Here is a 26,217-nt window from a genome sequence, read left to right as displayed (position 1 = left end):
GAAACCTAGCCGGGCAGTGGGGCATTCCCCAATCGCGTCTCACCGATCAGACGGCGTGCCTCCGCCGCGACGACCCGCGGCATCTCCATCATCGCCACGTGGCCGGCCGTCGGCAGCAGCACCAGCCTGACCTGCCGGAACGTACGGTACGCCTTCCTCGCCATGGCCGGGCGCACCAGGCGGTCGTGGCGTCCGTGGACGATCAGCGTCGGCGCCTCGACCTTGGCCGCCTGCCGCCACAGGTTGTCCGCACCCCAGCGGAAGTATTCGGTGACGATGCCGCGCGCCGAACCTACGACCGCCTCGCCCGCGTACGGCAGGTCGTCGCGCCTGCGCTGCTCCTCTATGGCGTCGCGCAGGCGGATCGGGTGGCACGCGCCCATGTCGGCCCAGACCATCGCCATGGAGGCGGTGATGCGCTGCTCGACCGGCACCAGCCGCAGCCGGTCGGCCACCCACTCGCCCAGCCGGGGTATCGCCGCGGCGGCCACCCGCACGGGGCCGTAGCGCGGCAGCAGGTCGGGCAGGGCCGGGGAGACGAGCGTGAGCGTACGGACCAGCTCAGGGCGCGCCGCGGCGACCCTGACGGCGATCGCGCCGCCCATCGAGTTGCCGAACAGGTGCGCGGGGCCCGTGTGCTCCAGCAGCTCAATCACGGCTTTGGAGTGCGCCGCCACCGAGTAGTCGCCGTCCGGGGGCGCCGGTGAGAAACCTGCTCCAGGCAGGTCGACGGCGTGCCCGGTGACGGTGTCCTTGAGCTCGTCCATCAGGTCGGTCCAGTTGGTCGCCGATCCGGCCAGGCCGTGCACGAACACCGCCTGGTCCGCGGGGCCTTCGGGGGTGGACCGGACGTGCACCGAGCCGATCATCCTTCCCGGCCAGTGCGGGACCGGCTCCGGGGTCATGACTGCTCCTCCTCGTTCCTCGAACCTCTCTTCCCCTGCTTCTCACGATAACCATCGCTTGTTGGAGGGGTCTGGATTCCGTACAGCGAGGTTATTTTCATGATTTTCCTGGACAGATGGGCTGGATAAGGACAGGGGGCCGCCCATGCTCACCACCCGCATAGCCGCGCTACTCGCCGCCACGCTGTGCGCGGGGCCGGCCTGGACCGTTCCGGCGCACGCGTCCGACCGCCCAGGATGCATCTATCGAGTGGTACGAGTGAAGACGCACCTCAACGTCCGCGCCTGGCCGAACGGCCGAATCCTGGACAAGCTCTACCCAGGCGACCGTACGTGGGGCCCGTGCAGGAAGACGGGCTCCTGGCGCCACATCCACGGCACGGACATCGGCCGCAAGGGCTACGCCTACGGCCACTACCTGAAGAAACTCGGCAGACGCTGACCCCCGCCCCCGCCCCCGCCTCCTCGAACGCAGAGAACGCCACACGAGCACCGCCCCTGAACGAAGGTGGCGCCCCACCCCCCATGCCTTGCGCCCGCCCCGATCCGGACTTGTCGGGATATTTCACGCTATAGGTCTCTAAGCGATCTCTTGGCAGCCCAAGCTTCCGGCAAAAGCCGCCGTTCGCCGTTTATGGCACACCCGCTCGGAAAGCATCACGGTACCCAGCGTGACGCCAACGCCACTCACCGTTAACCGCGAGCGGCGATCGGGCGTCGCGCATGGGGACACGTAGAGCGGCAGACATCTCCGGGGGACATTCCCCCACACCACGATGGCCGCCGCCGCGCCCGCACGACGCTCGGCATTGCGAGCAGCCGCGCACGCATCACCTCAATCGGTGCATCCGGCCGGCCTCAGCACAATGAGCGGCATTATTCGGGCCCGGCGTCGCGGCTTTTCTCGCGCTCGCGGAAATTCAGCTCCGCGCGCGGGAGCGCCGCATGCGTACGACATCGTGAATGGCAACTCGGGCGCGGCCGACAGCCCGTGATTCGCCCATTGCCGCCTGCGGCCTCGGCTCGATATGCCGTCGAATCGGACATATCATCTCATTTCATTTGATAATTATGTAATGCGAGCAATAAGATTGTTAATGCAGAGCAAAATGGGGTCGTCGCCGTTTGCCCGTGCATCGGCACGGAAATGACATTCGACGGATGAGCCTTCAGCAGCCGTCCAAGATCTGTTTCCGGCAATTAGGAAACGGCCGAGAACGGGGCAATCGATCCTTTAGGGGGAAACACAATGCCCAAGCTCAAGAGTGTTATCGCAGGCCTCGCCATCAGCACGGCGGTGACCGGCGGCATGGTGGGCGTGGGCGCGGCCACGTCCGCCGCCAACGCCACCACCCAGGTCAGCAACGGCACGTCCGTCCTCATGGACGACGGCTGGGGCTGGGGCTGGGGCCACCGGCGTCACCACAACCGTCACCACAACAACCGCTGCGGCAGGCACCACGGCGGCTGGGGCGGCGGCTGGGGCGGCTGGGGCTGGGGCCACCGGCGCCACCACCGCGGCGAGGTCTGCGTCGTCATCCGCAACCACAACACCAACGACAACGGGCCCCGCGAGCGCCACCACCACCACGACCGCGACCACAACCGCACCTGGTAGTGAATGACCGTGCTTTGATGGCGCAAGGAGTTCTCGGGGACGGCCCGCGTTTCACGCGCGGTTCGGCCTGAGGTTGGTTTCTCCTCGTCTCCACGGCAATTCTGGCGAGGGCTCTCCCGGCATCCACCGGGAGGCCCTCGCTGCCTCTTTTCCCGACCGCACCAGCGGCCGGGATTTCGTACGTTGAGCCACAAGCGCTTTTCGCACGCTCCCCATACCCGTGCATTCTTCTGTGCCCTCCGCCTCGACCGCCCGCCCCCTTGCTTTCATCACTCCCCTGGCCCCCAAGCCGCGCCCGACGCATTCACAGCGCGCGTTCTCAAGCGCCCGATGGGCTCTGCCATGCCATGAGAAGTACTGGAGTCGGGCAAGAGCGGACAATGTCCGTTTCTTCTGCTTTCGCTGGGAAATATCCACGGTGCGGATGAATTGCTAGCTATATCCGCGAACGGGGCAATCGATCCTTTAGGGGGAAACCGCAATGCCCAAGCTCAAGAGTGTTATCGCCGGCCTCGCCATGAGCACCGCTCTCACAGGCGGTGTGGTCAGCGTAGGGGCGGCCACCACCAGCGCGAGCGCCAACGCCGCGACCCAGATCAGCACCGGCACCTCCGTCCTGGCCGGACACGGCTGCGGCTGGCGTCCCCGCCGCTGCGGCGGCTGGGGCTGGGGCTGGAACCGCTGGAAGAGGTGGGGCCACCGGCACCACGGTGTCGGCCGGGTCCGCGTCGTCATCGTCAACCGGAACTACAACCGCAACGACAACCACGACCACGACCGGCACGACCGTCGGTGGTGACCCTCGGCTGACGAGCCCGCCCATGCGATGAACTCAAGCCGTAGCTAGGGGAGTGCCCGTATTCACCGGGAGGCGGCCACCGCCCTCGACACCGAGGACATGGCCGCCCCCACCGAATACGGGCACTCCTCATCCCCACAGCACTGTCACCGCCCCACAGCACCGTCACCAGCCCCCACCACGCCCATCTCCCTCGACCGGAACCCCACCCAGCACGACCTTCAGCCCGGCGCCCGACCCCACAGCGCAACCCCATGCCCGTGCCGTGGGCCGAGCCTGAGGGTCATGCAGTGTCCGCCGCCGCGACCCTCAGTCCCGCGCCATCCACATCTGCCTGGCCGCCCTGCCCGCAGCCCTCAACCTCTGGCCGACCCTTGAGCCCGGCCCCGTGCTCCCGGCCACCGACCCCCCTCCCGCAGCATGCAGCGACCGATCCCCCGGGCGGCCATCTGTGGGCCGGCGATCGAGCCGCAGGATCTCGCCACCACTGGAAGCGGCCTCAACACCCGACGACCAGCACAAAACCGTGCAGGCACAGGGCCCGCACGGCTGAAGGCTCATCAGAGCCGGGTCATTTCCCACGCGACCACGAAATCAGCACAACACCGAAACACCCACCAACAAGAAAACCGCCGGATACGAGGCAGCGAGGGCCCCCCGGCGCTGCCGGGAGAGCCCTCACTTTGAATTCCGTGGAGACGAGGAAATCCAATTCCTACGCCATTTTCACACGGTCAGATCAACGCTCCGTCGCCTCAGCGGCCGCAGGCGGCTGGACACGGCGGTCGTGGTGGTGGTGGTCGCGGTGCTCGTGGTTGCGGTTGAAGTTGCGGTTGAAGACCTTGACCCTCACCTTCATCCGGTGGTGGTGGTGACGACGGTGTCCCCAGCCCCAGCCGCAGCGACGCCAGCCCCAGCCCCAGCCGCCGCAGCCGGCGAGAACCGAGTTGCCGGTGCTGATCTGGGTGGCCGCGTCGGCGCTGGCCGAAGTGGTGGCGGCGCCGGCGCTGACCACGCCGCCGGTCAGCGCAGTGCTGATGGCGAGGCCCGCGATAACACTCTTGAGCTTGGGCATTGCGTTTTCCCCCTAAAGGATCGATTGCCCCGTTCTCGACGTCTCCGGATTACCCGGAAACATGTCTTGGACGCCTGCTGAAGAGTCATCCACGAAGTGTCATTTCCGGCGGATGAGCGGGCAAACAGATGCGCCTCCATTTTGCTCTACATTAAGAATCTTATTGCTTGCATTAAACTCCTATCAAATGAAATAACGCGAATTAAGCTGATATGTCCTTTTCAGCGATTCCCGGGAGGCAGGCGGCGACGGTACGGGGGCAAGCCCCCAGGGCGGACAGGGCGGCGAGCACGCGCCGGCAAGGCCGTAAGGGCGTTTGGAGCGGATGCGGGAAGCGCCCCCCAGGCGACGTCTACAGGGGCGAGGAGCGCCGCCCAGACAGCACCTGCAAGGGCGGCGGAGTCTGTGCAGAGAGGGAGTGGCCACCATGCGATGGCGGTGCCGCACGAAAGCGCACCGGGTCGGCCGGGCGGCGGGGCAGGCTGTGAGGCCGGTTACGCCGGACGGCCGGTCACAGCGGACCTCCGGACACAGCGGAGGCGTCCGGACACGGCGGGCGGCCGGACACGGCGGGCGGCCGGACACGGCGGGCGGCCGGACACGGCGGGCGGCCGGACACGGCGGGCGGCCGGTTACGGCGGGCGGCCGGCTATTGCTGCGCCGGTGGGTCGATCTTGGTGACGACGCCTTCCACATCGGTGACCTCGATGGTTCCGCCGCCAGGAGAGTCCATGTAGTAGCGGGAGTCCTTGGCGACGTGGCGGTGGTCGTTCATGATCCAGAGGCGACCCTGCGGTACACGGATGTCGAACTCCACGCGAGAGGAAGGGCGAATCGTCACATAGGGCTCTTCCAGCGGCTTGCCGTTCAGCTCCAGCAGCCCGCCGGTGACGCAGCACTTCACCGTGCTCCCCGGTACGCCGATGACCCGCCCCACGCGCCGCTCACCCGCGACGGTGCCGGCCCAGCCTTCGGGCGTGCGGTAGATGATGATGTCGCCGGTCCGGGGCGCGTAGTCGCCGCCTCGGCTGACCGTCAGGAGCGACCCCATCCTGATCGTCGGTTCCATGGACTCACCCGGCATGGTGGCCCGGTAACCACCGAGAGCCACGTCGACGAGCGCGCAGCCGGAGACGGGCAGAAGCAGCGCGAGGGACAGCGCGGATAAGCGTGTACGAATCACCAGGGGATTGTGCCCCAGGTGAGTCGGCCAAGGGCCTGGGATGCGCTGGTTCAGGCCGACTTGCGGGTCTTGCGCTTGGCCGGAGCCTTCTCCTCCTCCTTCGGCTCTTTCTCCTTGGAGTCCTTCGCCTTGCCGGACGCCTTCTTGGGCTTGGCGGAGGAGCCCTCGCGTTCCCGCTTGGCGGCCTCCACACTGGCCCGCAGCGCCGCCATGAGGTCCACGGCGGGCTTGGCCTCCTCTTCCTCCTGCGCGGGGATGACCTCCTTGCCGGCCACCTTCGCCTCGATGACCTGCTGCAACGCCTCGCGGTAGGTGTCGTGGTACTCGCTCGGGTCGAAGTCCGACTCCATGGTGGTGATGAGGGACTCGGCCATCTTGAGCTCTTGGGGGCGTACCTCGATGTCCTCCTCGAGGAAGGGGAAGTCGGGGACGCGGATCTCGTCCGGCCAGAGCATGGTCTCCAGGACGAAGACGCCGTCGCGGACCCGCAGCGTCGCCAGCGACTCGCGCTGGCGCAGGGCCACCTTGACGACGGCGACCTGCCCGGAGCTCTCCAGGGCGTTGCGCAGCAGCACGTACGGCTTCGCGCCCTGCGCGTCGGGCTCCAGGTAGTACGACTTGGCGAAGTAGATGGGGTCGATCTGCTCGACGGGCGCGAACTGCAGGACGTCGATCCTGCGCGAGCTGCTCAGCGGCAGGTCCTCGAAGTCCTCGTCGGTGAGCACGACCATCTCGCCGCCGGCCAGCTCGTAGCCCTTGGCAATGTCGGAGTAGGGCACCTCTTCGCCGTCCTGGGTGCAGACGCGCTTGTAGCGGATGCGGCCGCCGTCCTTGCGGTGGACCTGGTGGAAGCTGACGTCCTTCTGCTCGGTCGCGGAGTACAGCTTGACCGGGATCGTGACCAGACCGAAGGAGATCGCACCTTTCCAGATGCTGCGCATGGTCACTCCTCAGCTCTCAACGGCCCACCATGGGGCACATACCCGTCATGGGGCAAGCGATGCCATACCCGGTCGAACCGATGCTCGCCGTGCCCGGGGAGCTACCCTCCGATCGCGACCAGTACGGCCTGGAGGTCAAGTGGGACGGCATCCGCGCCCTCATCCACCTCGACGGCGGGGTGCGGGTGACGGGGAGGCACGGAGCCGAGTACACCCGCCGCTATCCGGAGATCTCGGGGTTCGGGATCAAGAACGCGGTGATCGACGGCGAGGTCGTGGCACTCGATCCGCGCGGCAGGCCCAGCTTCATCCGCCTCCAGCACCGCATGCACCTCACCGACCCGGAGCCGGCCATGCTCAAGCGCTACCCCGTCACGTACCTGCCCTTCGACCTGCTCTACCTCGACGGCATGCCGCTGTTCGAGCTGCCGTACCGCGATCGCAGAGCCCTGCTCGACGAGCTGGACATCGGCGCTCCCCCGTACTTCCCCGGCTCGTCCGACCTGCTCACCGCCACCTCTGAGCAGGGGCTCGAAGGCGTGGTCGCCAAGCGCCTCGACTCCCCCTACCGCCCCGGCGTCCGCTCCCCCTGGTGGGTCAAGGTCAAGAACCTCACCACCCGCGAGGTCGTCATCGGCGGCTGGAAGCCGGGCAAGGGGCGGCGCGCGGGCGGGATCGGCTCGCTGCTCATGGGGGTGTTCACGGAGCGGGGGCTGACGTACGTGGGGCACGTCGGCACCGGCTTCACCGAGCCCGTGCTGGGCGACCTGTACGCGATGCTGCGCCCGCTGGAGGTGCCTTACAGCCCGTTCGCGAACCCGGTGCCGTGGCGAAATCGATGGGTTAGGCCCGATCTCGTAGGGGAGGTGGCCTACACGATGTGGACGGACGAACAGCGGTTGCGACACCCCGTGTGGCGTGGCCTGCGCCCCGACAAACTCCCCGTGGAGGTGACGCGATGAAGGTGCCGGTCAAAGTCGACGGGCGCGAGCTCACCCTGAGCAACCTGGACAAGGTGCTCTATCCCGACAACGGGTTCACGAAGGCCGAGATCATCGACTATTACAGCCGCATCGCCCCCGTCCTGCTGCCGCACCTCCAGGGCCGTCCCCTGACCGTCAAGCGCTTCCCCAACGGCGTGACGGGACAGTCCTTCTTCGAGAAGAACGCCCCCGACCACACCCCCGACTGGGTCAGGCGGGTCAACCTGCCCGCGCCAGGCAGCACCAAGAACCGCGAGACCATCGACTTCGCCGTCGTCGAAGACCTGCCCACCCTCGTCTACTACGCCAACCTCGCCGCACTCGAACTGCACGTCCCCCAATGGCGCGTGGACGACGACGGGCAGGCGCTGCCGCCCGACACGCTGGTGTTCGACCTCGACCCTGGCGCGCCCGCCACCATCGTCGAGTGCACGCGGGTGGCGCTCATGCTGCGCGAGGCGCTGAAGGCCGAGGGGCTCACCGCGCTGCCGAAGACCAGCGGCAGCAAGGGCATGCAGCTGTACGCGGACTGGGACTGCCGCGAGGAGCCGTCCGCGTACGCCAAGAGGCTGGCCCAGCTCCTGGAGAAGGAGCACCCCGACCAGGTCGTCAGCGTGATGACGAAGAAGGCGCGGCCTGGCAAGGTGTTCATCGACTGGTCGCAGAACAACCCGGCCAAGACCACCGTGGCGCCCTACTCGCTGCGGGCCAAGGACCGGCCGACCGTGTCGACGCCGCTCACCTGGAAAGAGGTGGAGGGCTGCGAACACCCCGACGACCTGGTGTTCACCGCGCCCGACGTACTCGCCAGAGTGGAGAAGCACGGCGACCTTTTCCGCCGGGCGTAGTCTGGTTTCCGTCCGCACCGAGAAGGGGGCCGAAGATGTCGGAGATGGACATTCGCGGGGACGAGGTCCCGTACACCGAAGAAGAGAAAGAGCTGTCGATCGAGACGCCCGAGGCGGACGCGATCGAGCAGCAGCGCGAGATGCTCCAGAGCGCCGGGCGGCTGCGCAGGGAGCTGCCGCTCGACGTCGACCCCGCCGACGGGGCCGACCAGGACCGCGTGGTGGACCTCGACGAAGACGACTACCGCTGAGCCCCGGCCCGGCGGCGGTGACCTGCGCGAAAGGGGTCGAAGACGGACGGCTGCGGCCGACGCCGGCGGCCGGCCGCACGTAGGATGTCCGCACAGTTCGCTGAGAGACCAATGGAGACCCGCGTGACAGCAACCCCGGATGCCAAGCCCCGGGGCACCCGGCTGCCCCGCCTGGCCCGACGCAGGCAGCTCCTGAGCGCCGCGCAGGAAGTGTTCGTGGAGAACGGCTATCACGCGGCCGCCATGGACGAGATCGCCGACCGGGCCGGGGTCAGCAAGCCCGTGCTCTACCAGCACTTCCCCGGCAAGCTCGAGCTCTATCTCGCGCTGCTCGACCTCCATGTCGACGACATGGTCAACCGCTGCCGCGAGGCGCTGGCCTCCACGCAGGAGAACAAACTGCGCGTGCAGGCCACGTTCAGCGCGTTCTTCGACTTCGTCTCCACCCAGGGCGAGGCGTTCCGGCTGGTCTTCGAGTCCGACCTGCGCAACGTCGCGCCCGTGCGGCAGCGGGTCGAACGGTCGCTGCAGGAGTGCGCGGAGATGGTCAGCGAGCTGATCCAGGAGGACACCGGGTGCACCAGCGACGAGGCCCATCTCCTCGGTGTGGGCCTCGTCGGCATGGCCGAGGTGAGCGCCCGCTACTGGGTCACCACCCACGGCTCCATCCCCAAGGACGCGGCCGAGCAGCTCATGGCCCGGCTCGCGTGGCGGGGCATCAGCGGTTTTCCGCGTACGGCATAACCCGTTCGCTGGGCGCGATCATTCGTCGTTTTCGGGGGGCCGACCGGCCACGATGAGAGTGAGCCAGCCCGTCATCTAGGGAGCCACCATGGAAGTCAAGATCGGCGTACGCTCCGTACACCGCGAACTCGTTGTCGAGACCGACCTCTCCGCCGACCAGGTGGAGCAGGAGATCAGAAACGCCCTGTCCGTCGATCGCGGCGGCGTGTTCGCCCTGACCGACGTCAAGGGCAGGCGAGTCGTGGTGCCGGTGGCCTCGCTCGGGTTCATCGAGATCGGGGAGGACGAGTCCCGCCCCGTCGGTTTCGGCGGCACGCTCTAAGTCTGCACGCGAAGGGTACGGCCGCCCGAGCCGTACCCTTCGCCGGCCTCCATCGCTCGCCGCTTCGCAGGCCGCATGTGCCTGCCGCATCGGGCATGCCACCAGGCAGGATGCGTCCGATGCGCGTGGCCGGCCGTAGGCCGGGTTCGCCCAGGGCCGGTCAGGCCGCCGGAAAGCGGTCCGATGCGGTCACCACGAGATGCACCGGTTGCGGTCACCACGGGATGGTCCGGTGCGGTCGGTGCGGTCAGCGGGTGATGGTCAGGTGCGGGGGGAGCGGCGGAACAGGCAACCGCGGGGCCGGCGGGGGCGGGGGACACATGCCCGGCCCGGCTCCGCAGCCGGACAGGCCGCGCTCTCCCTTCGCAGCACAGCGCGGGATACCCAGCGGTTCGGCCCACATCTCGTCAAGGAACTGCCGTAGCGGCGCGAGGCCCTCATGTCGGCACGGTACAACCCTTCCGCGCCGCGTGCCGCCGGTTAGCTCAACCCCACCTCCCACAAGCCACCCAACCCTCCCGAAACCTCCCACCAGCCCAACCCCCACCACCCTTTCGACCCACTTCCTGGGGGCGAGAAAGGACCTGACGGCCCTCAGCCCACGCCGGGACAGTGGTAGTTCCGGGCTGCCATGGTGAACCCACATCCCAGAAGTGCGGCTGGTCGAAAGGGGCGGTGCCCCGGGGCGGGCGAGGGGGGTCAGATGCCTAGGGCGGCCATGCGTTTGTTGTGGGCCTCCGTGAGCTTCGCGAAGAGGCGGGAGATGTCGGCGTGTTCCTCGGCTTGCGACTCCATCAGCAGCAACGCCAGCTCGGGCCGCGCCGAGGCCACCTGCTGGCCCTGGCTCAAAGCCTCGCCCACCAGGCGGCGGGCCCACAGCGCGAGGCGGCCGGCCGCCGTCGGGTCGGCGGCGATGCCGGCCCGCACCCCCTCCACCGCGAAGCGGGAGCGTTCCTCGTCCACCAGGACCTCGTCGACCAGGGAGGCGATCGACGGGTCGAGGTGGCGGGCGGCCTCCCGGTAGAAGTCGAGCGCGATGCCCTCCCCCACGTACGTCTTGACCAGCGCCTGCAGCCAGTCGGCCGGCCGGGTCTGTGCGTGCCAGGCGTCCAGCGCGTCCACGAAAGGCGACATGGCGTCGTCGGGATCGGCCCCGAGCTCGGCCAGCCGGTCCCGCAGGAGGCGGAAGTGGGCGTACTCGGTGACGGCCAGCTCGCTGAGCGCCGCGCGGTCGGCCAGCGTGGGTGCCAGCGTGGCGGCGTCCTCGGTCATGCGGGCGTACGCACTGAGCTCCGCGTACGCCAGCACACCGAGCAGGTCGACGACTCCAGGAGACTCCTTCATGGAACGCAGCGTACTTCGGCCAAATCCCGGGAACATACGCAAGCTCTGTCAGCGTTGTGGTATCGAGTACACTGCTCTGTGAAAGTGCGACCGCACTGTGTTAATTCGGGTTGATGACCCGATAACCCCCGATTCCCCGGGTGCGCGGTCGCTGATGACGCGAGAGGGCTGGCTCTACCGCGAGGACCCACGACACGGGGGCTGTTTTCCGCCCGTCGGTCCCGGCAGGCCCGCCTTCATTTGAGACTGAGGCAGGCCACGCTGACGACTTTCCGAGACCTCGGAGTCACACCAGAGATCGCCGATGCCCTCGAGACCGAGGGCATCGTCACACCGTTCCCCATCCAAGAGATGGCACTCCCGCTCGCGCTGAGCGGCCAGGACCTGATCGGTCAGGCACGCACGGGCACGGGAAAGACCTACGCGTTCGGCATCGCGATGCTGCAGAGCATCGGCAAGCCGCGCAAAAACCGCAAGAAGCCCCGCGGGCTGGTCGTCGTACCGACCCGCGAGCTGGCCGTGCAGGTCAGCGAAGACCTCGTGACCGCCGCGGGCAAGCTCGGCTCCCGAGTCCTGACCGTGTACGGCGGCCGCGCGTACGAGCCGCAGATCGAGGCGCTCAAGGCCGGCGTCGACGTCATCGTCGGCACCCCGGGCCGGCTGCTCGACCTGGTCAAGCAGAAGCACCTCGACCTGAGCCAGGTCACCTCGCTCGTGCTCGACGAGGCCGACCGGATGCTCGACCTGGGCTTCCTGCCCGACATCGAGCGCATCTTCAAGCTCATCCCGGCGCAGCGGCAGACGATGCTGTTCTCGGCCACGATGCCGGGCGAGATCGTCGCGCTGTCGCGCAAATACCTCAACCGTCCGACGCACGTACGCGCCGAGCTGGAGAGCGGCGAGGGCGAGACCACGCCGCAGGTACGCCAGATCGTGTGGCGCACGCACCGGATGGACAAGATCGAGATCCTCGCCCGTCTGCTGCAGGCCGACGGCCGCGGGCTCACGATGGTCTTCTGCGAGACCAAGCGGGCCTGTGACATGGTCGCCGAGCAGCTCGACACACGTGGTTTCGCGGTCGCGGCCGTCCACGGCGACCTCGGTCAGGGCCAGCGGGAGCAGGCGCTGCGGGCGTTCCGCAACGGCAAGATCGACGTGCTGGTCGCCACCGACGTGGCGGCGCGCGGCATCGACATCGACGACGTCACCCACGTGGTCAACTACGACTGCCCCACCGACGACAAGACCTACGTGCACCGCATCGGCCGCACCGGCCGGGCCGGGCGCACGGGCATCGCGGTCACGTTCGTGGAGTGGGAGGAGCTGACCCGCTGGAAGATGATCAACCAGATGCTCGGCCTGGAGTTCGCGGAGCCCGAGGAGACCTACTCGACCTCGCCCCACGTCTACTCCGAGCTCAGCATCCCCGAGGGCACCAAGGGCGTGCTGCCGCACGCCAGCCGGTCGCGGGCGGGGCTGTCGGCCGAGCGCATCGAGGACCTCGGTGAGACCGGCCGGATCCGTACGCGTGGCGGGCGGCGCAAGGACGAGCGCGAGGAGCGTCCCGCCCGTACGCCGCGCCAGCGCCGCCGTACGCGCGGTGGCAAGGAGCTGGCAGAGACCGCATCCGTCGACAGGCCGGAGGTCGAGCCCGTGGACAGCCCCCTGAACAGCCGCGTGAACGACAACGCGGAGGAGACCCCGGCGATCTTCACGACGGACGAGATCGAGGCCGCGGGCGAGTCCAGGCGCACCCGTACGCGCAGGGGCGCCGCCTCCACGGCCATCGAGCAGGCGCTCGCCGACGCCCCCGAGGCGCCGGCCAGGCGCACCCGGGTCCGTCGCAGCGCCGCCGAGGCGGAGGAGGAGGTGGCGGAGGCGCCCAAGCGCACCCGCGTACGCCGTCCCGCCGAGACGGTCGCCGAGGAGGCGGAGGCGCCGGCGCGGCGCACGCGGGCCCGCAGGGTCGCCGCCGAGCCGGAGACCGTCGAGGCCGCTGCGCCGATCACCGAGCCGTCCGGGTCTCGTGAGGCTTCGCGTCAGGTCGCTCCCGCGAGCGAGCCGGTGCGGGAGCGCCCGCGCGAGGCCGCCCGCGAGCAGGTGCAGGAGCGCAGGGCCGCGCCCGAGTGGTCCGACCCCGAGCCGAGCTTCATGGCGACGCCGCCGGCCCCGGCACCGCGCAAGGAGCCGGAGCGGATCATCCCGCCGAGCCCGTTCGCGGTGATCTTCCAGTCACCCGACCTGGCCACGGACGACGACGACATCGCGCCGTCGGCCGCGACCGAGCGCAAGCAGCAGCGCCGCCAGCCCCGTGGCGGCGGTGGCGGCAACCGCCGCCGCGCCGGCTGACCCGCACGCACTGAGGAAGGCGCGCACCCACGGCAAGGGTGCGCGCCTTCCGCGCGTCCGGGCCCAGGAGGGCGTGTGCGGGGCTGTGGGGGACGCTGGCGTGTTCGGGTGCCTTCAGCGGTGGGTGGAGGGCTCTCAGGGCTGTGGCGGGCTGTGGGGGCGTTTCAGGAGCGGGTACGGCGCTTTTCGTCCTAGCGGGGCGATCCGGGCATTCAGCGCAAGCGGTCAGGACTCGCACCGGCGTCATCGGCATGCCGGTGTCGAGGCGCTGACCTCTGGGTATTGTTGCCCCACGTGAGTACGCCGCGATTCCTCGACCTGCCTCCTGGCGTTGCACCACAGAAGATCGAGACGCCACAGGGCACGTTCGCGGCCCTGGAGGCGGTGCCGGTCAGTGGTGTGGTTGAGCGCTGGCCCGCGCTCCTGGTCCCCGGGCTGACGGGCAGCAAGGAGGACTTCATCGCGGTCCTGATGACGCTGGCCCAGTCGGGCCGCCGGGTGGTGGCGATCGACCTGCGCGGCCAGTACGAGACCCCGGGCCCCGACGACCCGGCCGCCTACACGTGCGCGGCCCTGGGCGCCGACGTCGACGCGCTGGCCCAGATGGTGGGCGACGGCGACCCGGTCCACCTGGTGGGCCACTCGTTCGGCGGCCTGGTGGCGCGGGAGGCGGTGATCGACGGGCGGACGAAGTTCGCCTCGTTCACGCTGATGAGCTCGGGCCCAGGCCCGATCGAGGGCAGGCGGGCCAACGCCGGCAAGAAGATCATGGAGGAGGCCCCCACGCTCGGCCTCGAACATGTGTGGCGCTCCAGGTTCGAGCCTGAGGCGCTGGCCGACGACGTGCCCGACGACATCGTCGACTTCCTGCGCAAGCGGCTGCTGGCCAACTCCCCCGTCGGGCTGTCGCGCATGGCCGAGCAGGTGCTGACGACGCGCGACCGTACCGACGAGCTACGCGAGATCGAGATCCCCACGCTGGTCCTGTACGGCGAGCACGACGACGGCTGGCCCCCCGACGCGCAGTCGGACATGGCGGCCCAGCTCGGCGCCGACTGCGTGGTCGTGCCTGGCGCGGTGCACTCCCCCGCCGTCGAGGCGCCGGAGACGACGGCGGCGGCGCTGGTCAGGTTCTGGAACGCGGCCGAGAAGCACTATTTGGACACCAGGTCCAGCGCCGTGTAATCCTTCGTTCACTATGACCGACCTCGTCGTCCAGCCGCCGCAGAGCGCGACCTGGCAGGTGCATCTCGACCGGTCGATGTGGGTGGGCGGCGTACGCGGCCTGATGTTGCAGGCGCTGCACCCGCTGGCGATGCTCGGCGTCTGGCAGAACTCGAACTTCCAGGACGACCCCTTCGGACGGCTGCGGCGCACGGCCGACTTCGTGGGGCGGGTGACGTTCGGCAGCCCTGAGGAGGCCGACGAGATCGGCCGCCGGGTGCGCGGCATCCACAGGACGCTGCGCATCCGCGACCCCGAGACGGGCAGGACGCACCGGGTGGACGATCCCGAGCTGCTGCTGTGGGTGCACTGCGCGGAGGTGTCGTCGTACCTGGAGGTGGCCAGGCGCGGCGGGCTCGGGCTCACCGAGCGGCAGGCCGACCGCTACCTGCGCGAGCAGCGCAGGAGCGCCCGGTACGTGGGGCTGCACCCCGAGGACGTGCCGGGCTCGTGCGCGGAGCTGGCGGCCTACTTCAAGCAGGTACGCCCTCAGCTGCGGGTGACCCCGGAGGCGGTGTCGGCCGTGCGGTTCCTGCTGTGGCCGAAGCTGCCGCGCGAGCTGCGCCTGCTGTCACCCGGTAAGCCGGTCTACTTCCCGTTCGGCGCGCTGTGCTACTACACGCTGCCCGACTGGGCCAGGCGGATGTACGGCCTGCTGCCGGAGGTGCCGCAGGCTGCGGTGACGGCCGCGCTGAAGGCGTTCAGGCTGGGGCTGAACTCGCTGCCCGAGCCCGTGCACGACCTGGCCTTCATGCCCGGCACGCGCCGGATGCTGCAGGGCGCGCGCGAACGCCTCGGCGCGGCGGGCTACGACGTCGGCAAGGGACTCAAGGGCCTCACCGACCCCCGCCGCTGGCCGAAGACCGCCGCCTGAACCGGCCCTGCGCCCAGCGGGCGGCGGCCGGTCATTCGGCGAGGCCGTCCCAGGGCTGGCGATCGGGGCCGGCCGCCTGGCCCTCGGGGCAGTGGCGGCGGAAGTCGCACCAGGAGCAGATGGGCCCGGGGTTGGGCGCGAACAGCTTGTCGACGTCGGCGGGCACCTGCGCGGGCCCGACCGGCTGCCGGTCGGCGGGCGCGCGCCGGGCGCCCTGCGGCGTGGCGACGGCCTCGCGGTAGCGGTCGTCGGCCTCGGCGGCCTCCATGGCCACCTCTTCCGCGCGCGCGATGTGGCGGGCCAGCGACTCGTCGGTGTGGCGCCACTCGACGATCTCGCCCGTGGGCAGGTGGTGCAGCTCGACCGTGCGGCACGGGGTGCGCATCATGGTCGACGCGGCCACGGCGTAGGTGGCCAGGGCCAGCGAGGAGCGGGCGTCGTCCTGGGTGAGCGGGCGGCGGCCGGTCTTGTAGTCGACGACCACCAGCTCGTCACCGCGCCGGTCGAGGCGGTCGATGCGGCCGGACAGCGCGATGACCTTGGTCCGCGTGGCGACCGTGCGCTCGACGCCGACCGGGTCGTCCGAAGGATCCAGAGTCGCGACATATCCGGACACGAGGTCGCGGGCCCTGCCCAGCCACCGCCCCGACTGCTCGGCGTCCCTGAACCCCTCGGTGATCCACCCGTTGGTCAGCAGGACGGCGGCCGTCAGCGGCGTGCGGCGCTCGTACGGCTCGCGCCACCACCCCGCCAGCGCGTTGTGGACGCTCGCGCCCACGCTGTTGTGCGCCCACGCCGGGCCCTTGGACGGCTGCGGCCGGTCCAGATAGGTGAACCGGTAGCGGCGGCGGCAGTCGAGCCAGGTGTTCAACCGCGACGGCGTGCACGAATAGAGCCGCCGCGGCATCCCTTCGAGCGGAAGCTGCCCCTGCACCTAGTCGTCGCCCGGGTTGAGCGAGATGCCGGAGATCTTGGTGCCGTCGCTGAGCGGCCCCTCGCTCTCGGGCTCGGTGGTGCTCCTGGTCAGCGAGCCGGACACCCAGTCGTCGAAGTGCGGCTCCAGGTCGCCGACCGTGACCTCGTCACCGTGGGCGGGCAGCACCCGCGTCTCGGCCGGCAGCGTGAACAGCCGCCCGCCGATGGAGGTGAGCTGGTCGGCCAGGGCGGGGTATTCGCCGCCGAGCTTGCCGGGGCCGTCGGCCTGCAGAGCCTTGCCGGTGAAGACGGCCTTGAGACCCTCGGAGTAGAGCGACACGCCGCCGGGCGTGACTCCGGGCGTCTCCATGACGTCGAGCTGGACGTCGGCCACCTCGAAGACGCCGTCGTCCTCCATGTCGATGTCGGGCCAGGTCTCCCGCCAGGTCTCCCGCCACAGGGGCTTGTCCTTGGGGTGCAGGGCCACCACGGCCTCGTCCCTGCTGGCCACCTCGATGGCCGCGGAGACGTGGTCGGGCAGGCCCGCCGTGCAGATGACGGCGAGCACCTCGCGCTCGCCCACCTGCTCCAGGATCTTCTCGGCGTCACGCGCCGCGTCGATGACGATGACCTCGTCGTCGTCACCCACGATCCAGGTGTTGTTCTCGACCTTGTGCTCGGTGCCGTCGATCTCGACGACACCCTCGGTCACCACTCGCTCGATACGCGCTGTCACGCCTCCGAACTCTAGCCCGTCTGCATGACAGAGCGAATCTCGATCGCGCGTCCTAATCCTCAAGTCTGGGTGAGAACGCCCCGAACGGCACATCCAGGTCGTGGTCACGGGCGTCGATCAGGGACAGCTCGGCGAGCGCGATCACGCATCCGGCGTCGGCCGGCCACGCGATGGCCCACAGCCAGTTGCCCATGGCCTCGCCCGCATACACGGCGCGGTCGTCCTGGCCGTCCACGCACCACAGCGCGGTGGGATGGCCGAGTACGGCGATCTTCGCGTTGGGCGGCCCCGCGTCGAACCCCTCGCCGGGGTCGGGCCCGTCGAGGCCGGCGAACCCAGCGCCGATGCCGACGCCCGGCTCCTCGGCCACGATGAGCAGGTCGGCGGGCCCCTCCATCAGCGAGGGCCCGCTCAGCGCCACCAGGCTGGCGCGCCCTCCCGTACGCTGATCGCCCACCTCCCCGAACCCCGTCACCAGCCACCCGGCCGGCAACGGCCAGGGCAGCCACACGGGCACGACCGAGCTCTTGCGGATCGCCTCCAGCGCGGTGCTGGTCGGCGGCCACGGAGGCTGGTACGGCAGGACGTCACCGTGCGTGTCGCATCGATACGCACTCGACCAGGCGCTCGGCCCGTGAAGCGGGCCAAAACACCGCGGGCAGGTTGGAGCCGCTCTCACAAGTACCCACGGTGCTTTCTCCGGTACGGCCCCGTCAAGACCGCTCCTCGTTATCGCGTCGTAATCTTGGTCATGTGCGCGTAAATTGTGTCGGAGCGATCATTTTCGACGGCTCTGAGCGGCTGCTGCTCGTCCAGCGCGGTCATCCGCCCGGCATGGGGTTGTGGTCGATCCCCGGCGGCCGTCTGGAGCCTGGCGAGACGGACGAGGCGGGGCTGCGGCGCGAGGTGATGGAGGAGACCGGGCTGCACGTGCGGGTGGGCCGCCTGGCCGGCACGGTGGAGCGGCCCGGGCCCGGCGGGGTGACGTACGTGATCCGCGACTATCTCGCCACCGCCGCAGGCGGCGTCGCCAGGGCCGGTGACGACGCCGCTGACGTGCGCTGGTGCGGACGCGCCGACCTGGCCCGGCTGCCACTGACCGAGGGCCTGCTGGAGTCGCTGGCCGAGTGGGACGCGCTCCCCCGGCTCTGATCCTCTACCTGCTGGACGTGAGGCTGGAGGTCCACAGGATCAGGTGGTCCGCGTCGTACGTCGTGGACCGCCCGAGCGCCACCACCTCCGTGCCCGCCACCGCCACCGCCGACAGCCACTGCGCGCCCTGACCGGCCAGCCGGTCCTTGGTGAGCTCCATGCGGCTCCAGGCCAGCCCGTCCTGGGACGTCCAGGCCGCGCTGTCGCCCTCGCCCTGCGTGCCGTGCCAGCCGACCGCCACCAGGCCCTCGTCGGCCGCCGCGAGGTCGTAGACGCCGGCCGCGCGCTCGGCGGGCAGCCAGGTGGTCTGCCAGCTCTCGCCCTCGTCGTCGGAGACCGCCGCGAACGCCCGGCGCGCCCCGTCGGCCGGCGCCGTGCCGATCGCGACGAGCTTGCCCTGGTGCACCACCACCCGCCGGAGCCCCGCGGAGGTGGCTCCGGGTGGCGCCGCGGGCTCGCGGGCGCGCCAGTTGAGTCCGTCTTCCGAGTGCCAGACCACGGCGTCCTCACGGTCGCCCGTCCCCTTGCCGCCGACCGCCACGAACCCGTCGCCGACCGCGACCACATCGTGGATGCGGACGCCTGCTCCGCCCTGCGGCAGCTTCTCCGAGCGCGTGTACTTGCGCGTGTCGGGCGTGAACCACATCGCCGCGCCGGTCACGCCCGCCTGGTCCCGCGCCTCACCGGCCACCACGTAACCCTTCTTGCCCGCGGTGACGACGTGGGTCTGCAGGTAGGGGTCGTTCTGGGGGCGGGCCAGGTCGCCGGTGATGTTGACCCGCTTCCAGTTCTCGCCGTCCTGGGAGGTGACGAGGAGGGGATCGGTGAGCGAGACGTTCGTCTGGGTACCGCCGACGGCGAGCCAGCCGCGGGCGCCGTGCGCGACGTCCTCCAGCGTCTGCCGGCCGGGGCCGCCCAGGCTCATCGACTTCCAGCTCTGCCAGTTCCTGATCGTCCACAAGCCGGCGTCGCCCGCGGCCGAGCCGACGGCGACGTACCTGCCGTCGTACGCGGCCAGCGCGTTGGTCTCGCGGGCCATCCTGGTCAGGCCCTCGACGTCGCCGAGGCGCACCTGCGTGGCGGACCCACGCTGCGGCGCGGCCATGAGCACGAGCTGGTTGTCCACGTCGGACGCCGCCCGGTCGCCGCCCGCGAACAGCGTGCCGCCCTCCGCGATCGTGAACCCGCGCAGCGTCGCCCCCGTCAGGTCGCCGAGGTCGGCCCGCTTGTCCCAGTCACGCCCGTCGGCGCTGGTCAGCACCGAGTAGCCGCCGATGCCGGCCGGCGCGATGGCCGCCACGCCCGACGAGTACGCGATCAGCGACTCCACACCGGTGCTCGCGGCGTCGAGCCCGCGGATGGAGCCGCACTGCGACCACTGCGCGCCGGTCGGCGAGCAGTAGACGCGGACGTCCCCCTCGACCGTCCGCCGCCGCGTCGGCACCAGCACGAACCGCTTGGGCAGCGCCGCCACCGTGCCCGCCCGTGGGTCGGCCGCCTCAGGGAGCTGGAAGCCGGTCGCCTGCCAGGCGCGACCGCCGTCGGCCGATCGGAGCACCCGCGATCCCTCGCCGTCCGCGGGAACTCCGATGGCCACGACCGTGTCGCCCTTGGCCACGACGGCCCTGAGCTCACGGACGCCTGGCTCGCTCAGCTCGGCGCGCTCCCAGGCGGCGCCGTCCGCCGAGCGCCACACCGCCGGGGCCGTGCCGCCATTCGGGCCGCCATTCGGGCCGCCTCCGGCGCCTCTGGTGCGGCCGACCGCGACGAAGCCGGACTTCGTGCGCGCAATGTCCGCGATCTGGTCGCCGTCCCTGAACGCGCCGAGGCGCGACGAGGGCACGGCCGTCCAGCTGTAGCCGTCGGTGCTGGTCCACAGGCCGCGCTCGCCGGTGGCCTCGTCGCCGCCGCTGGCCAGCCAGCGGCCGTCGCCGCCGACGACCCGGCGTACGGTGGGGGTGGCCGAGGTGCCGTTGACCTGGCCGAGCTGCCAGCGCTTGCCGCCGTCCGGCGAGAACAGGAAGAGCGGGCGCGGGGTCGGGCTGGTCGTGTCGCTGCCGACCGCCACCACTGCCTTGCCCACCGAGGTCATGTCGTTGAGCTTCTGGTTGACGCCGTCGCCCGCGGCCGGGACGGTGAACAGCTCGTCGCCCGATCGTCCCGTGCCCGCCTCCAGGCGCAGCGCGGGGGCCTCGTCGCCGGCCCACTGCCACACCAGCACGCCGGTGGCCACCAGCATGGCGGCGGCCACGGTGAGCACGACGGGGACGGCCCTGCTGCCCCTGCGCACCGGCCCCGCGCGGCGGATCGCGGACGGCGCCGGGCCCCTGTGGTGGCGTCCGCCCTGGGGGCGGGCGGGGCCGGCCGCGACCAGCAGGTCGGGACGGGTCGGGCGGCCCGCCGGTGGGCGTCCCACCCGCCGCACCTCTTCCTCGCCGCTCTCCTGCTCGGGCGGGGTGTCGCGCGACGGGATCGGATAGACCAGCCGGTACGGCGGCGGCTCCCGGTCCGCACGAGCACCGGCCTCGCCGGCGGACACGGGTGGACGGTCCTCGCCCCGCGCCTCGCCGGCGGAGAGCGGCGGACGGTCCTCACCCCAGGTCTCCCCGCGCCCCTGGGCGGGAGGGTCCTGGGCGGGAGCGTCCTGGACGGGAGCGTCCTGGACGGGCACGCCAGGGGCGGCGGCCAGCGGCTGGGTGGCCTCGCCCGGGCGGCTCTCCTGGCCGGGGCGCTCCCTGCTGAGCGGGCCGCCGGCGACCAGTTTGTCCGGCCGGTTGACGACCCGGCGCGGCCGGCGGCGCGGCTCCACGTCGGGCTCGGCCGTCGGCGAGCTGTACGGCCGCCGTCCCTTGGGCGGCTCGGGCTCCTCGTCGGGGATGGGGGCGGCGAAGGGCGGCATGCCCCACGGAGAGGCCAGGGGCAGCCCTCTGGCCCGATCGTCGGTGGGACCGGGCGGCGAATGGCTGATCCTGGGCTCTTCGGCAGGCGGCTGGGGGTCGGACGATCCCTCGGTACGGGGCTCGTCGTCTTCCGGCGATCGCCGTGGCGGTTCGCTGGGGCCGGAGGCCACGCGCCGTACCTCCTAGTCGGGCTAGTCGTACAGGTCGTTCCAGGCCGCTGTCGCGGACCGTTCCAGGGAGGTCCGGGCGGGAGCCCTCGCCGTCCCTGACAGCATCCAGACCAGCATGACTCAGCCGGAATAGCGAGACCTCTCTAGCGAGATTCCCCGCACCTTCCGCCCGATTTATTGCGAAATAGTGCTAATCGACCGCTTTTTGGCTAGATACATCACACCAAACGCATACACCCCGAGCTGCACCACGGTTCCCGCCAACGCCTGCCAGGGCACCGGCGTCTTCGCCTGATCCAGGGCGTCCTGGAGCTGGCCCGCGGCGGCGCTCATGCTGAAGGCGATGACGTTGTTGAGCACGTGCAGCGCGATCGCCGCCTCCAGCCCTCCGGTACGCACGCTCAGCCACCCCATGACCGCCCCGAACGCGAACACGTCGACCAGCCCGGCCCACGAATAGCCGTGCACCGAGGCGAACAGCACCGCCCCGATGAGGATCGACCAGACGGGGTTGCGCACGTGGGCGCCGACGGCCTGGATGAACCAGCCGCGGAAGACGTACTCCTCGGCCGCCGCCTGGAAGGGCACCAGCAGCACGATCACGACGAGCAGCGGCAGGAAGACGCCCCATCCGGCCCAGCCGAACAGCTCGGTGTCCAGGCCCGCCGAGGACAGCACGGCGTACTGGGCGAGCTGCCCGAGCACCATCGCGAGCAGCCCCAGCGCCGCGCACCTCAGCAGCCACGTCCAGCGCAGCCGCCCGGCCACGGACGACAGCGTCCCAGGAGGGCGCCGCTGGACGAGCGCCGCCGTGCCGAACACCAGCGGCAGCACGAGCGCGAGCCCGAGCAGCGTCATGGCCAGCCCGGTGGGCGTGCCCTTCGGCACTCCGTTCGGCAGGAACGGCTGCGGCAGGCCCAACAGGGCCGTCACGACCGAGAACGCGAAGATCACCAGGACATTGATGATCACGAACCCGAAGCCCACCATCAGCGTGCCGACGATCGCCTGCCACGGCCGCGTCGCCGGGGTCCGCGCCAGGTGGTCGTAACGGGCTCCGCGCGGGGTCGGCAGGAACCAGGACGGCTGTGGAGGCGGATACGGATAGCCGCCGTGCGGAAATTGGGGCCCTGGTTTCTCCTGCATCTCCCTATTCTGTCCGCCCCATGCGCAATAGTTCACAGACGGGGCCGGAATTTAGGCGGATGCTCAGAGCCATAGACATTTCGACCCTGGGAGCAGTCCATGTCGTCAAGGCTGGGACCTGTCATCACCCTCACGACGGGCGCGGTGCTCGCCGTGGGGCTGGGTGTCGCCAGCATCACCGCGGCACCGGCGGCGCAGGAGGCCGCCAATACGCGTACGAACACCGCCGCTGAGGCGCCCGCCGCCGAAGCGAGCGCACCTGAGGAGAGCGCCGCCCCGGCGTCGCCCTCCCCCACGGCCACCGAGCCGAAGAAGATCGAGAAGGCCGACTACGGCGGCCGGGTCAAGGGCAACGGCGCCCTCATCGCCATCTCCATCAGGAACGGCAAGGCCGTCGGCTACTTCTGCGACGGCCGCACCGAAGCCTGGTTCAAGGGCTCGGGGACGGTCGGCGAGCTGCGGCTCAAGGGCGTCGCCAACGCCCGTTCCACGGTCAAGGCGGAGCTGGGCGGCGGACGGGCCGAGGGCACGGTCACGGTCGCCGGCAGGCGCTGGACCTTCGAGGCGCCCACCGTGGAGAAGCCGTCGGGCCTCTACCGGGCCACCGCCATCGTCAGGGGCGCCCGGTTCCGGGCCGGCTGGATCATGGTCAAGAACCCTGCCGGCGGCTACTACCAGGTCGGCGCCGCGTTCGCGGGCGAGGAGCAGCTCGACGTCCCCGAGCTCGACAGCGCGCAGCCGACCGCCCCCATCACGGTCGAGGGCACGACCGTCTACCCCAAGGACGCCGACTCCTTCGTCGAGGAGATGCGATGACCGCCATCCCCCAGCGGCCCTCCCGCGGCCTGACCCCGCTGCTGATGCCGCTGCTCGCGGGCGGCCTCGTGGTGCTCGCGCTCGGCGTGTACGGCCGCGCGCACACGCCGACCGGTTTCGCGGTCGGCGTGGCCGGCTTCTCCGGCGCGCTGACGATGAAGGTGTGGCTGACGACGGGCGCGTTCGTGCTCGCGATCGTGCAGGTCGTCTCGGCGCTGTCGATGTGGGGCAGGCTCGGGGTCACCATCCCGCCCGGCGTGCACCGCTGGTCGGGACGGCTGGCGTTCCTGCTCACGATCCCGGTCGCCTTCCACTGCCTGTACGCGCTCGGCCTGCAGTACGACGTGCCGAGGGTGCTCGCCCACTCGCTGCTCGGCTGCTTCTTCTACGGTTTGTTCACCGCGAAGATGCTGGCCCTGCCCAAGCAGGGCACGCCGGGCTGGACGCTGCCGGTCTTCGGCGGGCTGGCGTTCACGGCGCTGGTCGGGCTCTGGCTGACCTCGTCGTTCTGGTTCTTCACCGCCATCGGCATCAAGGTGTGAACCGTTTCGTCCTGCTCAGCCCGGCCGCCCGCCCCTTGGCGGCCACGACGAGCGCCATCTTCCTGCTGGCCTCGTCGATCATTTCGTCGCCCAGCATGACCGCGCCGCGCTTCTCCACGGTGGTGTAGTGCTCGTACGCCTCCAGGATGAGCTCGGCGTGGTCATAGTCCTCCTGCGACGGCGAGAACACCTCGTTGGCCGCGTCGACCTGCGAGGGGTGCAGCACCCACTTGCCGTCGAAGCCCAGCGCCGCGGCGCGCATCGCGACCCTGCGGAAGCCGTCGACGTCCTTGATCTGCAGGTAGGGGCCGTCGATGACCTGCAGGTCGTGCATCCTCGCGGCCATCAGCAGCCGCATGAGGATGTAGTGGTAGGCGTCGCCCTCGGCGTAGCCGGGCGGCTGCTCGCCGACGACGAGCGTGCGCATGTTGATGGAGGCCATGAAGTCGGCGGGGCCGAACACCAGCGTCTCCAGCCGCTTCGACGACCCGGCGATGGCGTCGGCGTTGACCAGGCCGCGGGCGTTCTCGATCTGCGCCTCGATGCCGATGCGGCCGACCTCGTAGCCCATGGTCTTCTCGATCTGGGTGAGCAGCGTGTCGAGCCAGACGACCTCGGTGGAGTCCTGCACCTTGGGCAGCATGACGCAGTCGATGAACTCCCCCGCTCCCTCCACGACCTCGATCACGTCGCGGTAGGTCCACTGCGTGGTCAGGTCGTTGACCCTGACCACCCGCGTCTTGCCGGACCAGTCGCCCTCGCGCAGGGCGGCGACGACGTTGACCCGCGCCTCCTCCTTGGCGAGCGGGGCGACGGAGTCCTCCAGGTCGAGGAAGACCTCGTCCACGGGCAGGGTCTGGGCCTTCTCCAGGAACCGGGGGTTGCTGCCTGGCACGGCGAGCACCGAACGTCGTGAGCGCATGCGCTCAACCTACTCGTGGCCTACTTTCTGCGGTTACAGTCGTGCTTGTGAGCGAGCAGCCTGTGAGCACCGTGCCGGCCGCGGCCGTCGAGGAGGGCGCGAAGAAGTCGGGCATCCTCTGGCTCGCCCTCGACCGTCCCCGCCTGGCCTGGCACGCCTGGCACGACGGCGCCGTCTACCTCGTCTCAGGCGGCGCCGAGCAGCAACTTCCCGGTCTGGAGTCGCTCGACCGGGTGCGGGTGACGCTGCGCAGCAAGGACAACGGGGCGCGGCTCGCGGAGTTCGAGGCGACGGTCGAGGCGGTCGATCTGGCCGCAGCCGACAACGCGGCGGCCGACGCGGTGGCGGTGCTCGCCAAAGAGCGGCTCAACGCCCGCGACACCGAGCACCTGGCCGAGCGCTGGGCCCGCGAGTCCACCGTCTGGCGCCTCACCCCGCGGCTCTGACCTCACGGGGTCACAGGCACCGGCTCGGGCTCCGGCCCGGGTTCCGGCCCCGGTTCCGGCCCCGGTTCCGGCCCGGGTTCCGGCTTGGTGGCCGCGGTGGCGGTCTGGGCGAGCAGCGCGCCGCCGATCACGATGAGCCCGCCCACGATCTGGAACGCGCCGAGCGTCTCCCCCACCAGCGCCCACGCCACGACGGCGCCGAAGATCACCTCCAGCGACGCCACGGTCGCGCCGACCGCGGCCGACAGCCGCCGCACGGCGTTCACCCCCAGGATGTACGCGACCACGGTGGCGACGACCACCATCCACAGGTACGCCACCAGGACCGGCAGCGCGAACCCGCCCTCGGGAGAGGCGGTGGCCGTGAAGGCGCTCCAGGGGATGTCCCACGGCCGGGCGAACGGGATGAGCACCACGGCCGCCCCCGCCATGCCCCACGCGATGAGGCCCAGGGGGTCGATCTCATCGCTGAAGCTATCGTTCATCAGGAAATATCCGGCGCAGCACGCCCCGGCCATCAGGCCGAGCAGCAGCCCGAGCGCGTCCAGGCGCAGCCCCTGCCACGCCTCGACGACGATGCCGAGCCCCACGACCGCGACGACGGCGCCCACGTACGCGGCCCTGGCCAGGCGTACCTTGCGGATGACCCGCACCCACGCCACCACCATCACCGGCGCCATGAACTCCAGCAGCAGCGCGATCCCCACCGGCAGCCGGGTGATCGCCACGAAGTAGAGCGCCTGCACGCCGGCGACGGCCATGACCGCGTACAGGCCGACGAAGGGCAGCATCGAGCGCGGGATCCGCAGCGCGCGGGGCCGCACCAGGGCCAGCACGGCCACCAGCAGCAGCCCGGCGCCCGCCATGCGCGTCCACACCGCCTCGATCGGCGTCAGCCCGGCCGCGATGAGGTATTTCGCCATCGGCCCGGAGAACGCGAAACAGCACGAGCTCACGAACGCGAGCGCCAGTCCCGCATACCTCATCGCACACCACCTGCAGCGTAATCACC

27 protein-coding genes are annotated in these 26,217 nt (G+C 70.5%); 15 read left to right on the top strand and 12 right to left on the bottom strand.

The features are described 5' to 3' along the window. Positions 1-5: 5 nt before the first annotated feature. Positions 6-905: an alpha/beta hydrolase gene (locus AB0K12_RS25220; protein ID WP_364565851.1), complete on the bottom strand. Its 900-nt coding sequence runs from the start codon at positions 903-905 to the stop codon at positions 6-8. A gap of 145 nt (positions 906-1,050) precedes the next feature. Here AB0K12_RS25220 and AB0K12_RS25215 point away from each other — a divergent pair, with 145 nt between their 5' ends. The 3 genes from AB0K12_RS25215 (at position 1,051) to AB0K12_RS25205 (ending at position 3,322) form a co-directional block, all read left to right on the top strand. Further along, on the top strand, positions 1,051-1,347 hold the full coding sequence (locus AB0K12_RS25215) for a hypothetical protein (RefSeq protein ID WP_364565848.1): 297 nt from the start codon (positions 1,051-1,053) through the stop codon (positions 1,345-1,347). An 807-nt stretch (positions 1,348-2,154) separates the two neighbouring features. Beyond that, positions 2,155-2,523, top strand: coding sequence for a hypothetical protein (locus AB0K12_RS25210; protein WP_364565845.1), 369 nt, complete (start codon positions 2,155-2,157; stop codon positions 2,521-2,523). Between the two features lie 481 nt (positions 2,524-3,004). After that, positions 3,005-3,322: a hypothetical protein gene (locus AB0K12_RS25205; protein ID WP_364565842.1), complete on the top strand. Its 318-nt coding sequence runs from the start codon at positions 3,005-3,007 to the stop codon at positions 3,320-3,322. Between the two features lie 739 nt (positions 3,323-4,061). On the opposite strand, the gene AB0K12_RS25200 is transcribed toward AB0K12_RS25205, so the two are convergent. The 3 genes from AB0K12_RS25200 to AB0K12_RS25190 all read right to left on the bottom strand — a co-directional run bounded on the left by AB0K12_RS25200 (position 4,062) and on the right by AB0K12_RS25190 (position 6,521). Then, a complete protein-coding gene (locus AB0K12_RS25200; protein WP_364565839.1) occupies positions 4,062-4,397 on the bottom strand; it encodes a hypothetical protein in 336 nt (111 codons plus the stop codon). A 649-nt stretch (positions 4,398-5,046) separates the two neighbouring features. Beyond that, positions 5,047-5,580, bottom strand: a complete 534-nt coding sequence (gene lepB, locus AB0K12_RS25195; RefSeq protein ID WP_364565836.1) for a signal peptidase I — start codon at positions 5,578-5,580, stop codon at positions 5,047-5,049. A gap of 50 nt (positions 5,581-5,630) precedes the next feature. Continuing rightward, positions 5,631-6,521, bottom strand: coding sequence for a Ku protein (locus tag AB0K12_RS25190; protein WP_364565834.1), 891 nt, complete (start codon positions 6,519-6,521; stop codon positions 5,631-5,633). A gap of 59 nt (positions 6,522-6,580) precedes the next feature. Here AB0K12_RS25190 and ligD (AB0K12_RS25185) point away from each other — a divergent pair, with 59 nt between their 5' ends. The 5 genes from ligD (AB0K12_RS25185) to AB0K12_RS25165 all read left to right on the top strand — a co-directional run bounded on the left by ligD (AB0K12_RS25185) (position 6,581) and on the right by AB0K12_RS25165 (position 9,669). Next, positions 6,581-7,483, top strand: a complete 903-nt coding sequence (gene ligD / locus AB0K12_RS25185; RefSeq protein ID WP_364565831.1) for a non-homologous end-joining DNA ligase — start codon at positions 6,581-6,583, stop codon at positions 7,481-7,483. Further along, a complete protein-coding gene (gene ligD, locus AB0K12_RS25180; RefSeq protein WP_364565826.1) occupies positions 7,480-8,352 on the top strand; it encodes a non-homologous end-joining DNA ligase in 873 nt (290 codons plus the stop codon). The genes ligD (AB0K12_RS25185) and ligD (AB0K12_RS25180) overlap by 4 nt, the downstream gene beginning before the upstream one ends. Before the next feature lie 44 nt (positions 8,353-8,396). Continuing rightward, positions 8,397-8,603: a hypothetical protein gene (locus AB0K12_RS25175; protein ID WP_345389800.1), complete on the top strand. Its 207-nt coding sequence runs from the start codon at positions 8,397-8,399 to the stop codon at positions 8,601-8,603. Between the two features lie 123 nt (positions 8,604-8,726). Continuing rightward, entirely contained in the window at positions 8,727-9,347 is a 621-nt protein-coding gene (locus AB0K12_RS25170; protein ID WP_355426440.1) for a TetR/AcrR family transcriptional regulator, read from the top strand. An 88-nt stretch (positions 9,348-9,435) separates the two neighbouring features. Continuing rightward, positions 9,436-9,669 carry a DUF3107 domain-containing protein gene (locus AB0K12_RS25165; RefSeq protein WP_345389806.1) on the top strand — a complete coding sequence of 78 codons (234 nt, stop codon included), beginning with the start codon at positions 9,436-9,438 and terminating at the stop codon, positions 9,667-9,669. Positions 9,670-10,368: 699 nt separating this feature from the next. Here the strand turns inward: AB0K12_RS25165 and AB0K12_RS25160 are convergent. After that, positions 10,369-11,013 (bottom strand): ferritin-like fold-containing protein, encoded by a 645-nt coding sequence (locus tag AB0K12_RS25160; protein ID WP_364371308.1) that lies wholly within the window; start codon positions 11,011-11,013, stop codon positions 10,369-10,371. A gap of 351 nt (positions 11,014-11,364) precedes the next feature. On the opposite strand from AB0K12_RS25160, the gene AB0K12_RS25155 reads away from it, so the two are divergent. The 3 genes from AB0K12_RS25155 to AB0K12_RS25145 all read left to right on the top strand — a co-directional run bounded on the left by AB0K12_RS25155 (position 11,365) and on the right by AB0K12_RS25145 (position 15,460). Then, positions 11,365-13,362: a DEAD/DEAH box helicase gene (locus tag AB0K12_RS25155; protein WP_364565821.1), complete on the top strand. Its 1,998-nt coding sequence runs from the start codon at positions 11,365-11,367 to the stop codon at positions 13,360-13,362. Positions 13,363-13,656: 294 nt separating this feature from the next. Further along, positions 13,657-14,547 carry an alpha/beta hydrolase gene (locus tag AB0K12_RS25150; RefSeq protein ID WP_364565818.1) on the top strand — a complete coding sequence of 297 codons (891 nt, stop codon included), beginning with the start codon at positions 13,657-13,659 and terminating at the stop codon, positions 14,545-14,547. A 13-nt stretch (positions 14,548-14,560) separates the two neighbouring features. Then, complete coding sequence (locus AB0K12_RS25145; protein WP_364565816.1) at positions 14,561-15,460, top strand: oxygenase MpaB family protein; 900 nt, start codon at positions 14,561-14,563, stop codon at positions 15,458-15,460. Between the two features lie 31 nt (positions 15,461-15,491). Here AB0K12_RS25145 and AB0K12_RS25140 read toward each other — a convergent pair whose 3' ends face one another. The 3 genes from AB0K12_RS25140 to AB0K12_RS25130 form a co-directional block, all read right to left on the bottom strand. Beyond that, entirely contained in the window at positions 15,492-16,331 is an 840-nt protein-coding gene (locus AB0K12_RS25140; RefSeq protein ID WP_355426455.1) for a PD-(D/E)XK nuclease family protein, read from the bottom strand. Between the two features lie 63 nt (positions 16,332-16,394). Further along, complete coding sequence (locus AB0K12_RS25135) at positions 16,395-17,111, bottom strand: MBL fold metallo-hydrolase (RefSeq protein WP_364565814.1); 717 nt, start codon at positions 17,109-17,111, stop codon at positions 16,395-16,397. 52 nt (positions 17,112-17,163) lie between these two features. Then, the gene (locus AB0K12_RS25130) at positions 17,164-17,790 is read right to left on the bottom strand and encodes a DUF6758 family protein (RefSeq protein WP_364565812.1); all 627 of its coding nucleotides are present in this window, start codon (positions 17,788-17,790) and stop codon (positions 17,164-17,166) included. A gap of 74 nt (positions 17,791-17,864) precedes the next feature. Between AB0K12_RS25130 and AB0K12_RS25125 the strand changes: the two genes are divergently transcribed. Then, entirely contained in the window at positions 17,865-18,263 is a 399-nt protein-coding gene (locus tag AB0K12_RS25125) for an NUDIX hydrolase (protein WP_364565809.1), read from the top strand. A gap of 4 nt (positions 18,264-18,267) precedes the next feature. Here the strand turns inward: AB0K12_RS25125 and AB0K12_RS25120 are convergent, their stop codons facing one another. Then, positions 18,268-21,162 (bottom strand): hypothetical protein, encoded by a 2,895-nt coding sequence (locus tag AB0K12_RS25120; RefSeq protein ID WP_364565801.1) that lies wholly within the window; start codon positions 21,160-21,162, stop codon positions 18,268-18,270. A 345-nt stretch (positions 21,163-21,507) separates the two neighbouring features. Next, positions 21,508-22,479 (bottom strand): type II CAAX endopeptidase family protein, encoded by a 972-nt coding sequence (locus AB0K12_RS25115; protein ID WP_364565799.1) that lies wholly within the window; start codon positions 22,477-22,479, stop codon positions 21,508-21,510. Positions 22,480-22,578: 99 nt separating this feature from the next. On the opposite strand from AB0K12_RS25115, the gene AB0K12_RS25110 reads away from it, so the two are divergent. Together AB0K12_RS25110 and AB0K12_RS25105 are read left to right on the top strand one after the other, a co-directional pair. Beyond that, entirely contained in the window at positions 22,579-23,295 is a 717-nt protein-coding gene (locus AB0K12_RS25110) for a hypothetical protein (RefSeq protein WP_364565797.1), read from the top strand. After that, entirely contained in the window at positions 23,292-23,837 is a 546-nt protein-coding gene (locus tag AB0K12_RS25105; RefSeq protein WP_364565795.1) for a DUF6529 family protein, read from the top strand. Before AB0K12_RS25110 ends, AB0K12_RS25105 begins: the two co-directional genes overlap by 4 nt. On the opposite strand, the gene AB0K12_RS25100 is transcribed toward AB0K12_RS25105, so the two are convergent. Beyond that, complete coding sequence (locus AB0K12_RS25100) at positions 23,827-24,759, bottom strand: CoA ester lyase (RefSeq protein WP_364565792.1); 933 nt, start codon at positions 24,757-24,759, stop codon at positions 23,827-23,829. The two genes, AB0K12_RS25105 and AB0K12_RS25100, sit on opposite strands and share 11 nt — an antisense overlap. A 47-nt stretch (positions 24,760-24,806) precedes the next feature. Here AB0K12_RS25100 and AB0K12_RS25095 point away from each other — a divergent pair, with 47 nt between their 5' ends. Next, the gene (locus tag AB0K12_RS25095; protein ID WP_364565790.1) at positions 24,807-25,205 is read left to right on the top strand and encodes a hypothetical protein; all 399 of its coding nucleotides are present in this window, start codon (positions 24,807-24,809) and stop codon (positions 25,203-25,205) included. Positions 25,206-25,207: 2 nt separating this feature from the next. Here AB0K12_RS25095 and AB0K12_RS25090 read toward each other — a convergent pair whose 3' ends face one another. Continuing rightward, the gene (locus tag AB0K12_RS25090; RefSeq protein WP_364565786.1) at positions 25,208-26,191 is read right to left on the bottom strand and encodes an EamA family transporter; all 984 of its coding nucleotides are present in this window, start codon (positions 26,189-26,191) and stop codon (positions 25,208-25,210) included. Positions 26,192-26,217: the final 26 nt, after the last annotated feature.

The organism is Nonomuraea sp. NPDC049419 (assembly GCF_040676995.1).
GTDB classification, from domain to species: domain Bacteria; phylum Actinomycetota; class Actinomycetes; order Streptosporangiales; family Streptosporangiaceae; genus Nonomuraea; species Nonomuraea salmonea.
The sequence above is the reverse complement of the archived record's forward strand: the minus strand, read 5'-3'. Positions and strand labels throughout refer to the sequence as shown.

Coding starts and splice junctions, on each gene's coding strand:
- AB0K12_RS25220 (WP_364565851.1), bottom strand. CDS start 905: ATGACCCCGGAGCCGGTCCCGCACTGGCCGGGAAGGATGATCGGCTCG.
- AB0K12_RS25215 (WP_364565848.1), top strand. CDS start 1,051: ATGCTCACCACCCGCATAGCCGCGCTACTCGCCGCCACGCTGTGCGCG.
- AB0K12_RS25210 (WP_364565845.1), top strand. CDS start 2,155: ATGCCCAAGCTCAAGAGTGTTATCGCAGGCCTCGCCATCAGCACGGCG.
- AB0K12_RS25205 (WP_364565842.1), top strand. CDS start 3,005: ATGCCCAAGCTCAAGAGTGTTATCGCCGGCCTCGCCATGAGCACCGCT.
- AB0K12_RS25200 (WP_364565839.1), bottom strand. CDS start 4,397: ATGCCCAAGCTCAAGAGTGTTATCGCGGGCCTCGCCATCAGCACTGCG.
- AB0K12_RS25190 (WP_364565834.1), bottom strand. CDS start 6,521: ATGCGCAGCATCTGGAAAGGTGCGATCTCCTTCGGTCTGGTCACGATC.
- ligD (WP_364565831.1), top strand. CDS start 6,581: ATGCCATACCCGGTCGAACCGATGCTCGCCGTGCCCGGGGAGCTACCC.
- ligD (WP_364565826.1), top strand. CDS start 7,480: ATGAAGGTGCCGGTCAAAGTCGACGGGCGCGAGCTCACCCTGAGCAAC.
- AB0K12_RS25175 (WP_345389800.1), top strand. CDS start 8,397: ATGGACATTCGCGGGGACGAGGTCCCGTACACCGAAGAAGAGAAAGAG.
- AB0K12_RS25165 (WP_345389806.1), top strand. CDS start 9,436: ATGGAAGTCAAGATCGGCGTACGCTCCGTACACCGCGAACTCGTTGTC.
- AB0K12_RS25160 (WP_364371308.1), bottom strand. CDS start 11,013: ATGAAGGAGTCTCCTGGAGTCGTCGACCTGCTCGGTGTGCTGGCGTAC.
- AB0K12_RS25155 (WP_364565821.1), top strand. CDS start 11,365: ATGGCACTCCCGCTCGCGCTGAGCGGCCAGGACCTGATCGGTCAGGCA.
- AB0K12_RS25145 (WP_364565816.1), top strand. CDS start 14,561: ATGACCGACCTCGTCGTCCAGCCGCCGCAGAGCGCGACCTGGCAGGTG.
- AB0K12_RS25120 (WP_364565801.1), bottom strand. CDS start 21,162: ATGCCGCCCTTCGCCGCCCCCATCCCCGACGAGGAGCCCGAGCCGCCC.
- AB0K12_RS25115 (WP_364565799.1), bottom strand. CDS start 22,479: ATGCAGGAGAAACCAGGGCCCCAATTTCCGCACGGCGGCTATCCGTAT.
- AB0K12_RS25110 (WP_364565797.1), top strand. CDS start 22,579: ATGTCGTCAAGGCTGGGACCTGTCATCACCCTCACGACGGGCGCGGTG.
- AB0K12_RS25105 (WP_364565795.1), top strand. CDS start 23,292: ATGACCGCCATCCCCCAGCGGCCCTCCCGCGGCCTGACCCCGCTGCTG.
- AB0K12_RS25100 (WP_364565792.1), bottom strand. CDS start 24,759: ATGCGCTCACGACGTTCGGTGCTCGCCGTGCCAGGCAGCAACCCCCGG.
- AB0K12_RS25090 (WP_364565786.1), bottom strand. CDS start 26,191: ATGAGGTATGCGGGACTGGCGCTCGCGTTCGTGAGCTCGTGCTGTTTC.